At 68.7% G+C, this 8,859-nt stretch carries 9 protein-coding genes; 4 read left to right on the plus strand and 5 right to left on the minus strand.

Translation table 11 applies throughout. The features are described from left to right. Nucleotides 1–154 precede the first annotated feature (154 nt). On the minus strand, nucleotides 155–1,084 hold the full coding sequence (locus ACE3P2_RS03165; protein WP_374260920.1) for a quinoprotein relay system zinc metallohydrolase 1: 930 nt from the start codon (nucleotides 1,082–1,084) through the stop codon (nucleotides 155–157). Next, nucleotides 1,081–1,866, minus strand: a complete 786-nt coding sequence (locus ACE3P2_RS03170; protein ID WP_374260922.1) for a quinoprotein dehydrogenase-associated SoxYZ-like carrier — start codon at nucleotides 1,864–1,866, stop codon at nucleotides 1,081–1,083. The genes ACE3P2_RS03165 and ACE3P2_RS03170 overlap by 4 nt, the downstream gene beginning before the upstream one ends. A gap of 459 nt (nucleotides 1,867–2,325) precedes the next feature. On the opposite strand from ACE3P2_RS03170, the gene ACE3P2_RS03175 reads away from it, so the two are divergent. Continuing rightward, nucleotides 2,326–4,092: a PQQ-dependent methanol/ethanol family dehydrogenase gene (locus ACE3P2_RS03175; RefSeq protein ID WP_374260924.1), complete on the plus strand. Its 1,767-nt coding sequence runs from the start codon at nucleotides 2,326–2,328 to the stop codon at nucleotides 4,090–4,092. 86 nt (nucleotides 4,093–4,178) lie between these two features. Here ACE3P2_RS03175 and ACE3P2_RS03180 read toward each other — a convergent pair whose 3' ends face one another. Continuing rightward, a complete protein-coding gene (locus ACE3P2_RS03180; protein ID WP_374260927.1) occupies nucleotides 4,179–5,081 on the minus strand; it encodes a LysR family transcriptional regulator in 903 nt (300 codons plus the stop codon). Nucleotides 5,082–5,235: 154 nt separating this feature from the next. Between ACE3P2_RS03180 and ACE3P2_RS03185 the strand changes: the two genes are divergently transcribed. Together ACE3P2_RS03185 and ACE3P2_RS03190 are read left to right on the plus strand one after the other, a co-directional pair. After that, nucleotides 5,236–5,634 carry a RidA family protein gene (locus ACE3P2_RS03185; RefSeq protein WP_374260930.1) on the plus strand — a complete coding sequence of 133 codons (399 nt, stop codon included), beginning with the start codon at nucleotides 5,236–5,238 and terminating at the stop codon, nucleotides 5,632–5,634. A 121-nt stretch (nucleotides 5,635–5,755) separates the two neighbouring features. Continuing rightward, a complete protein-coding gene (locus ACE3P2_RS03190; RefSeq protein WP_374260932.1) occupies nucleotides 5,756–6,349 on the plus strand; it encodes a LysE family translocator in 594 nt (197 codons plus the stop codon). Here ACE3P2_RS03190 and ACE3P2_RS03195 read toward each other — a convergent pair. Beyond that, nucleotides 6,281–7,153, minus strand: a complete 873-nt coding sequence (locus ACE3P2_RS03195; RefSeq protein ID WP_374260935.1) for an AraC family transcriptional regulator — start codon at nucleotides 7,151–7,153, stop codon at nucleotides 6,281–6,283. The genes ACE3P2_RS03190 and ACE3P2_RS03195 overlap by 69 nt on opposite strands. Before the next feature lie 175 nt (nucleotides 7,154–7,328). On the opposite strand from ACE3P2_RS03195, the gene ACE3P2_RS03200 reads away from it, so the two are divergent. Then, entirely contained in the window at nucleotides 7,329–8,141 is an 813-nt protein-coding gene (locus ACE3P2_RS03200; RefSeq protein WP_374260937.1) for a glucose 1-dehydrogenase, read from the plus strand. 12 nt (nucleotides 8,142–8,153) lie between these two features. On the opposite strand, the gene ACE3P2_RS03205 is transcribed toward ACE3P2_RS03200, so the two are convergent. Then, a partial coding sequence (locus ACE3P2_RS03205; protein ID WP_374260939.1) for a WD40 repeat domain-containing protein occupies nucleotides 8,154–8,859 on the minus strand: 706 nt, incomplete at its 5' end.

Genomic DNA, 8,859 nt, shown 5'->3' on the forward strand with positions numbered 1-8,859 from the left:
ACGTGGAGGGGCGGCGGGGGCGTGTCGGCGGCGAGGCGGGGGGCGTGCTGCCAGGCGAGGGCGAGCAGGTGCAGCCCGACCGATGCGCCGACGGCGAGGACCAGCGGCCGCGGCAGGCGCGGCGTGGCGGCGGGGGCAGAGAGCGCGAGGGGGCTCATCGCAGGGCCTGCTGCTCGTAGGCCGGGTAGAGCTGGCCGACCGAACGGCGAAACTCGGCGTCGGCCACGGCGAGCTGGCGGAACTCGGGGGGCAGCGGCAGGGCCAGCACTTCGGTCATGTCGAGCCCTTCGTCGGCGGCCTGGCGCAGGCGGCGGTCGAGCCAGGCGAGCCAGGCGCGGGTCTGGCGGATCGGCGCGGCGTCGCGGGCGACCGGGCCGTGACCAGGCACGAGGCGCTTGAAGGGCAGCTTTTCGAGGGTGCCGAGGGCGTTCTGCCAGGCGGACAGGTTAGCGTGGGGCGTGGTCGGTGCGCGGTCGTTGAAGACCAGATCGCCGGCGAAGAGTACGCCGGTGCTGCGATCGAGGATCGCCAGGTCGGCGGCGGTGTGGCCGTCGAGGGCGAGCAGCTCGAAGCGGTGGCCGCCCATTTCGAGCGGCCCGGCGGTCAGGCTGCGGGCGGGGGTGACGACCTCGGTGCCCGCCATCCAGTCGCCCACCAGGCGATACATGTTTTCGTTGAGGGCGCCACCTTCGGTGTCGATGCCATGGCGGGTGCCGGGCAGCGCGGCGAGGGTGTCGGGCGGGAAGGCCTGGTTGCCGAGGAAGTGATCGGGGTGGTGGTGGGTGTCCACGACCAGCACCACCGGCTTGGGGGTGATACGGCCGATCGCACGGCGTAGCTGCTCGCCATAGGCCCGCGAGGGGCCGCTGTCGATGACCACCACGCCGGCCTCGGTGACGACGAAGGCGGTATTCACGATGTTGCCGCCGTTACCGGTGGAGAAATCCTCGCTGCGGCCGGTGAGCACCCAGGTGTCCGGGGCGATCTGCTCGGGGGCGAGGCCGTAGTCCATGTCGGCGGCGGCCAGCAGCAGGGCCCAGCCGAGGGTGAAGGCGGCGATGAGGCTGCGGGTCAGGCGCTTCATTTTTCGATCACCGCGGAAATGGCGTTGCCGTTGTTGTCGCGGCCGCTGACCCGGTAGCTGGCGGCGGCGCGGGCGGCGGGGATGTCGACGGTGAACACCGGGTTCTCGGCCAGCGGCTCGAAGCCCTCGATGTGCATCAGCGCGCGACCGGCGTCGTCGGCGAGGTCGAGGCTCTGGATGAAGAAGGCCGGGATGCCGGCGGCGAGGCCGGTGTCCTCCGGGTGGACCACCCGCAGGCGAACCCGTTCGCCGCCTTCCTTGCGCGCCCACACGCGGCTGCTCACTTCGCCGAGGCGCTTCTGCCATTCGGGCGAGCCGCTGCCGGTGGAGGGCAGGGTGCAGCCGCCGCCGGTGGTGTTCACCCAGGTGCCGCCCACGTGCCAGGTGCCGTCGCCGGTACGCACCGCGGCGCGTACCGGGGAGGATTGCTGCAGCTTGATGCGGAAGCCGAGGCCCGGGTGGGCGCCGGCCGGGGCGAAGCGCACGATGCGCACGATCGGGTTGAAGTCGGCGAAGACGATCACCTCCTTCACGTCCGGCAGCTCGCCCGCGTCGACGCTGATCGGTACGTTGAGCGCGTTCTCGGCGGTGAGGGGGGCGACGACCTTGACCCGGGCGTCGAAGACGACGCGGGCGGTGGCCGGGAAGAACTCCTTGCGCATGTCGCCCCAGCGGGGCGAGTCGAGGGGATCGGTGGCGGCGCGGGGGGCGCCGGGGGTGGCCGTGGCCAGGCTGCAGACGACGGCGAACGCCGCCGCCACGAGGGCGTGATGTCGTTTCAACTCTGTCTCCTGTCGGCGGTCTGCTCGTTGGCGACGCGCTCTGTGATGGGGGGCTTTCTGCAAGCTTTGTGCCTGCCCGTCGAACGGGCCACAACAGCGGCCGGCGGGCGTGTCCCGGCCATCGGCGGACCGGTTGTGCTGTGCCGCGGTGTCCACGTGTTCAGCTCCGCGCTGTTGCAGTTTGGAGCAGATGACAAGGAATGAAGCAGCCGGCACGACGCGTGCCGGCACAGCGCCGCAGGACGGCTGGATCATAAATTTGATCTTTGGCGCCAATAACCCGTTTTATATCGGGAATTTTTCCCGTGTGAAATTTTCCCGTCACGGCGGGTGCGTGATGGCACGGCTTTTGCGGATTACCTGTGCTGCGTGCCTCGGGCCGGGCCGGGAGGTGGTCGGCCGGGGTGGGCTTCAGCACCTTCTCGAAGGAGACATTCAATGATCCAAAGGAGCAAAAATATGAAAAAGCCGTTCGCGATGTCCCTCATCGCCGCTGCGCTGATGGTTGCCGGTGCAGCCCAGGCGAAGGAAGTGAGCGATGCAGACATCCTCAACGATGCAAAGACTGCCGGTGACGTGGTCCACTTCGGCCTCGGCCAGCAGGGCCAGCGCTACAGCCCGCTGGACAAGGTCAACGTCAAGACCGTGAAGGACCTGGTGCCGGTGTGGTCCTTCTCCTTTGGTGGCGAGAAGCAGCGCGGCCAGGAATCCCAGCCGCTGGTGTTCGACGGCAAGATGTACGTGACGGCTTCCTATAGCCGCATCTTTGCCCTGGACGCCAAGACCGGCAAGAAGCTGTGGAAGTACGAGCACCGTCTGCCCGAAGGCATCATGCCCTGCTGTGACGTGGTCAACCGCGGCGCCGCGCTGCACGGCGACCTGGTGATCTTCGCGACCCTCGACGCCCAGCTCGTGGCCCTGAACAAGGACACCGGCAAGGTCGTCTGGAAGGACAAGATCGACGACTACGCCGCCGGCTACTCCGCCACCGCCGCGCCGCTGATCGTCAAGGGCCTGGTCATCACCGGCGTGTCCGGTGGCGAGTTCGGTGTGCAGGGCCGCATGGAAGCCCGCGACGCCAAGACCGGCAAGATGGTGTGGATGCGCCCGACCGTCGAAGGCAACATGGGCTACAAGTGGGTGAACGGCGAGAAGGTCGAGAACGGCATCTCCGGCACCACCAACGCCACCTGGACCGGCGACCTGTGGAAGACCGGCGGCGCGGCCACCTGGAACGGCGCCACCTACGATCCGGAAACCAACCTGATCTTCGCGGGCACCGGCAACCCGGCGCCGTGGAACAGCCACCTGCGCCCCGGCGACAACCTGTTCTCGTCCTCCACCGTCGCGATCGATCCGGAAAGCGGCAAGATCGTCTGGCACTACCAGACCACCCCGCACGACGGCTGGGACTTCGACGGCGTGAACGAATTCGTGTCCTTCGACTACAAGGATCCGAAGACCGGCAAGATCATCAAGGCCGGTGGCAAGGCCGACCGTAACGGCTTCTTCTTCGTGCTCGACCGCACCAACGGCAAGCCGCTCAACATCTTCCCGTTCGTCAAGGACATCACCTGGGCCAAGGGCTTCGACATGAGCACCGGCCGCCCGATCTACGTGGACGAGAACCGTCCGGGCGACCCGACCGCCGGCGGCGACGGCAAGAAGGGCAAGAGCGTCTTCGCAGCGCCGTCCTTCCTGGGTGGCAAGAACCAGCAGCAGATCGCCTACAACCCGAAGACCGGCCTGTTCTACGTGCCGGCCAACGAGTGGGGCATGGACATCTGGAACGAGCCGGTCTCCTACAAGCGCGGCGCGGCCTACCTGGGCGCGGGCTTCACCATCAAGGCCCTGCACGACGACTACATCGGCTCGCTGCGCGCGATCGATCCGGTTGCCGGCAAGATCGTCTGGGAGAACAAGAACTTCGCTCCGCTGTGGGGCGGCGCGCTGACCACCGCCGGCAACCTGACCTTCTACGGTACCCCGGAGGGCTACCTGAAGGCGCTGGACGCCAAGACCGGCAAGGAAGTCTGGTCCTTCCAGACCGGTTCCGGCGTGGTGGCGCCCCCGGTGACCTGGGAAGAAGGCGGCGAGCAGTACGTGGCCGTCGTCTCCGGCTGGGGTGGCGCGGTGCCCCTGTGGGGCGGCGATGTGGCCCGTCGCGTGAACTACCTGGAACAGGGCGGTTCCGTGTGGGTGTTCAAGCTGCACGGCAACAAGTAATCCCGGTTGGGAGTAGGCAGTCCGGCGTGCCGGACTGCCTGGTTGCGGAAACGGCACGGATGCCTGGCATCCGTGCCGTTTTTTTATCAGGCGATGGCGCCGACGCGCTCCTCCACCCACGCGATGAAGGCGCGCAGCCTGGCATCGGCGCGCCGGCTCGGGTGGAACGCGACATGCAGTGGCATGGAATCCAGCTGCCAGTCAGTGAACAACGGGATCAGCCGGCCTTCGGTGGTGGCCGGTTCGGCCATGTAGTCGGGTAGCCATACGATTCCCAGCCCGGCCACGCCTGCCGCCAGATAGGCATTGCCGTCATCGACGGCAAGGGCATAGTTGCCGCGGATGCTGACGATCTCGTCGCCACGCCGCATCGGATACGGAACGGGCTGGTTCTTGTGTGCCCACAGGTAGCCCACGATGCGATGCGCGGGCCCATCCAGCTCGCCCGGATGACCGGGAGTCCCGGTGCGCTGCAGGTATTCAGGCGCGGCGTACGTCTGCAGACGGAGCTTGCCCACCTGTTTGGCGATCAGTGTCTGGTCGGTGATGGGCCCACCCCGAATCACGCAGTCGATGTTCTCGTTCAGCAGGTCGGACGTGCGATCGCTGACCCGCATGTCGATCTGAATGCCAGGGTGGCGCTGGTAGAAGTCGGCGAGCGCGGGCACCAGGACCAATCGGGCGAGGGGGCTGGGCACATCGACCCGCAGGCGCCCCTCGAGCCTGTCCGATCCTTCCAGAACGCCATGTTCCGCTTCCTGAAGATCGGCCAGCAGCCGGATCACCCGGTCGTAAAAGCCTTGCCCCGCCACCGTCACCTTGACCTTGCGGGTGGTCCTGTGGAGCAGCCTGGCCTGCAGGCGTGTCTCGAGCTGCTGCACCAATTGGGTCGCCGTCGCCCGGCTGATGTGGAGGGTTTCCGACGCCTTGGTGAAGCTGCCCGTTTCCACGACGCACGCAAAGACCCGCATCGCATCGAATCGGTCCATTTTGTTTTGTAAATTTGATCCTTATTGTTCGAATTCTACGAATTATGTTGGAGGGAATCGACCCTTTATCGAGGCAGCGACCGCTTGTAGAGTTTTCCAGCTCCCCCCAACACAGTCCGGCACACGTTGCCGGACAGGAAAGTGAGAACTCGCCATGGCTTCATCCCGTGATGTTGTATTCCCCGCAGCGCGTCAAGCGCTGTATGAACGAAACCGCTATTCCCCGGCCGTGCGTGCGGACGGCTTTCTTTTTGTGTCCGGCCAGGTCGGCAGCCGCGAGGATGGCTCCCCCGAGCCTGATTTGGAGGCCCAGGTTCGACGCGCTTTTGACAACCTCAATGCCGTGCTGGCGGCTGCCGGATGCACGTTCGACGACGTGGTCGATGTGACCGCATTCCTGGTCGATCCGCAGAACACCTTGGACACCGTCTGGAAAGTGCTGCCGGACTACTGGGGCGAGGCGCCGTATCCCACGCTGACGGGCGTCGGCGTGACCTGGCTGTCGGGCTTCCAGTTCGAGATCAAGGTGATCGCCCGGCTGCCCGTCGCCTGAGCGATCGAATCTTTATCGGCTCCAGCACCGCCCGGCGCCCGTCGGGCGGGCAATTTCGTTCAATACAGGGCGTGCCGGCCGGCCGCACCATGCGCGCATTCGAGTCTTCCGGAGTGCGTGAATGAGCCTTTCGCTGGTCTTGCCGATGTCCGCCTTTGCCCTTGCCGCGTCGATTTCCCCAGGCCCTGTCAACATGGTCTGCTTCGGTAGCGGGACGCGCTTCGGGGTGCGTGCCAGCCTGGGGTTCGTGAGCGGCGCGACGGGCGGTTTCCTGCTGCTTTTCGTGGCGGTGGGCCTGGGTCTGGCGGCGCTGCTGGCCCGGCTGCCGGCGCTGGCCGCGTTGCTGCGCTGGGGCGGTATCGCCTTTCTGCTGTACCTGAGCTGGCAGCTCGCCCGTGACGACGGGGCGCTGTCGGAACGCCACCAGACGGCGGCGCCCGGCGTGCTGACCGGTGCGCTGATGCAGTGGCTCAACCCCAAGGCGTGGCTCGCCGCGGCGGCGGGGATCGCTGCCCACACCCGTCCGGCCGCCCTCGACGAGCTGGGTTTGTTCGCCGCGTTGTATGCCCCGATCTGCTGGCTGTCGCTGGCCTGTTGGGTGGGGGCCGGGGCCGCGCTGCGCAACCGCGTCGCGCGGCCGGGCGCGCTACGTGGGGTGAACCGCGGGCTCGCCGTCCTGCTCGTGGCCAGTTGCGGCTTCTTGCTCGTCGATTGAGCCCTGGCGGTATTGGCGGGGCGTGGCGGCCAGCAGGCGCTTGAAGGTGCGCTGGAAGTGGGGCTGGTCGGCGAAGCCGCTTTCCAGGGCGGCCTCGGCGATGGGGTGCCCTCGCCGCAGGGCGCGCTGACCGAGCTGGATGCGCCGGTTGATGACGTAGGCGTGGGGCGTGAGGCCGAAGTGACGCTTGAAGCTGCGGATCAGGTGCCCGGGGCTGAGGTCGGCCTGCCGGCACAGGGCGGCCAGCGGCACGCCGTCGGCGCATTGGGCGTCGAGGCGGTCGGCCAGGGCGCGCAGGCCCGGCGGCGTGGTGGCTTCGGTCACGGCCGCAGCGAGCTGGGGCAGCAGGGCGTGGAGGAAGTCCTCCAGGCGGGCGTTCTTGGTTTCGGCGTCGGGGCGTGGGTCGAGCAAGACCCGGGCGAGGGCGACGAAGGCATCGAAGTGCGGGCCTGGACGCAGCACGTCCGGGGCGAGATCCACCCATTCCGGCGTTGCCGACAGGCCGAACCGGTGCCGCAGCGCGGCAAGCCAGCGGGCGTCCAGGTAGAGCATCAGGTACGCCCAGGGGCGCTGGGCGATGGGGTTGCAGGCATGGACCACGTGGGGGTTGATGAACACCAGGGTGCCGGCTTCCACGCGACTGCTGTGCGGGCCCCGCACGAAGGTGCTTTCGCCCTGGGTGATGGCGCCGATCGACCATTCCGCGTGGGCGTGGGGGGCATAGCAGACGCACCGGCCGTCCTCGACCTTGCGGAGTTCGACATGGGGAAGCGCGGGGTCGCGCCAGAAGATCGGAGGGCTCATCGCGGTCCTGGCTGGAAGGCGGGGTGGAGGGCCGGTGCCTCAGCGCGGGCCCGGCGGCGGTCGACGGGGGTCACTTTAGCCGCTGGCCCGGACTTGGCAAGGGGGCGTCGCGGCGGCCGGGGCGGGCGGATAATGACGGGCTGATCGAACTTTCATTCTTGCCAGGAGGCAAACCATGGGACGTCTGGAAAACAAGGTCGCGCTGGTCACCGGCGCGGCGCGGGGCATCGGTGAAGCGGTGGCGCGAGCCTTTGCCGCGGAGGGCGCGCGCTGCTACGTCACCGACATCGACGAGGCGCTCGGCCGCGCGGTGGCGGCGTCCATCGGCGGCCACGCGCGCTACCTGCGCCTCGACGTGCGCGAGGAGGCGGACTGGCAGGCGGCGATGGCGCAGGTGCTGGCCGAGGCGGGGCGGCTCGACGCGTTGGTGAACAATGCCGGCATCACCGGCTTCGAGGACAGCGCCGCGTCGCAGAACCCCGAGCAGGCGACGCTGGAGGACTGGCGGCGGGTGCACCGCACCAACCTCGACGGCACCTTCCTGGGCTGCAAGCACGCGATTCGCACGATGCGGGCCACCGGCGGGGGTGGGTCGATCATCAACATCTCGTCCCGTTCGGGCGTGGTGGGAGTGCCCGGGGCGGCGGCCTATGCGTCGTCGAAGGCGGGCATCCGCAACCACACCAAGACGGTGGCGTTGTACTGCGCCGAGCAGGGCTTGCCGATCCGCTGCAATTCGATCCACCCGGCGGCGATCCTGACCCCGATGTGGGAGCCGATGCTCGGCAGCGGGCCGGAGCGCGAGCGGCGGATGGCCGAGTTCAGCCGCGCCAACCCGTCGGGTCGCTTCGGTCGCCCCGACGAGGTGGCGGCGTTGTGCGTGATGCTGGCTTCGGACGAGGCGACCTACATGACCGGTTCGGAGCTGACCATCGACGGCGGCATTCTGGCCGGATCGGCGGTGTCACCGGCGGCGAACGCGGATTGAGCCGGGCCGCCGTCATGGCCGGGCGCCCGACGGCAGGTGTGGGCAGGGCGCCTCGTAGCCGATGTCCTTCGAGACCCAGTTCTGCCATTCGCTCGTGGTGAGGTTGCGGGTGAGTTTGGCGCACAGCATGTCTTGCCAGCGTAGCGGCGCGGCCCACAGGTGCAGCGCACCGTCGTGGCCGACGGACTGGAAGAACTGGCCGTTGTCGCGAAACCCCACCTGGCGGATGCGGGCTGCGTGGCCCTCGAGGGCTTCGCCGACGGGCGTGCCGGTGTCGGCGCGCCACAGGCGCAGCGTGCGATCCCAGCTGCCGGAGACGAGGTAGCGGCCGTCGGGGCTGAAGGCGAGGCTGGTGACCCAGCCGTGGTGGCCTTCCATGGCTTCGCCGATGGGCTGGCCGGTGGCGGCGTCCCAGCGGCGCAGGGTTTCGTCGGCGCTGCCGGAGACGATCTGGCGGCCGTCGGGGCTGAAGGCGACGGCGAGCACCCGGTCGGTGTGGCCGCGCAGGGGCTCGCCGATGGCCTCGCCGGTGGCGGGTCGCCAGTGGCGCAGGGTGCCGTCGGCGCCGGCGGCGGCAAGGCTGTCGCCCGTGGGGCTGAAGGCGAGGGCGGTGATCCACGCGCCGTGGCCGCCAAGCGGCGGGCCGACGGGGTCGCCGCTGGCGGTGCGCCAGACGCGGGCGCTGCCGTCCCAGCCGGCGCTGGCGAGGCGGGTGCCG

Origin of the sequence: Zoogloea sp., assembly GCF_041911615.1 — a bacterium.
GTDB lineage: Bacteria > Pseudomonadota > Gammaproteobacteria > Burkholderiales > Rhodocyclaceae > Zoogloea.

Excerpts from the sequence above, each read along its gene's own strand:
- ACE3P2_RS03185 (WP_374260930.1), top strand. The coding sequence starts at position 5,236 with ATGGCTTCATCCCGTGATGTTGTATTCCCCGCAGCGCGTCAAGCGCTG.
- ACE3P2_RS03200 (WP_374260937.1), top strand. The coding sequence starts at position 7,329 with ATGGGACGTCTGGAAAACAAGGTCGCGCTGGTCACCGGCGCGGCGCGG.
- ACE3P2_RS03165 (WP_374260920.1), bottom strand. The coding sequence starts at position 1,084 with ATGAAGCGCCTGACCCGCAGCCTCATCGCCGCCTTCACCCTCGGCTGG.
- ACE3P2_RS03175 (WP_374260924.1), top strand. The coding sequence starts at position 2,326 with ATGAAAAAGCCGTTCGCGATGTCCCTCATCGCCGCTGCGCTGATGGTT.
- ACE3P2_RS03195 (WP_374260935.1), bottom strand. The coding sequence starts at position 7,153 with ATGAGCCCTCCGATCTTCTGGCGCGACCCCGCGCTTCCCCATGTCGAA.
- ACE3P2_RS03190 (WP_374260932.1), top strand. The coding sequence starts at position 5,756 with ATGAGCCTTTCGCTGGTCTTGCCGATGTCCGCCTTTGCCCTTGCCGCG.
- ACE3P2_RS03180 (WP_374260927.1), bottom strand. The coding sequence starts at position 5,081 with ATGGACCGATTCGATGCGATGCGGGTCTTTGCGTGCGTCGTGGAAACG.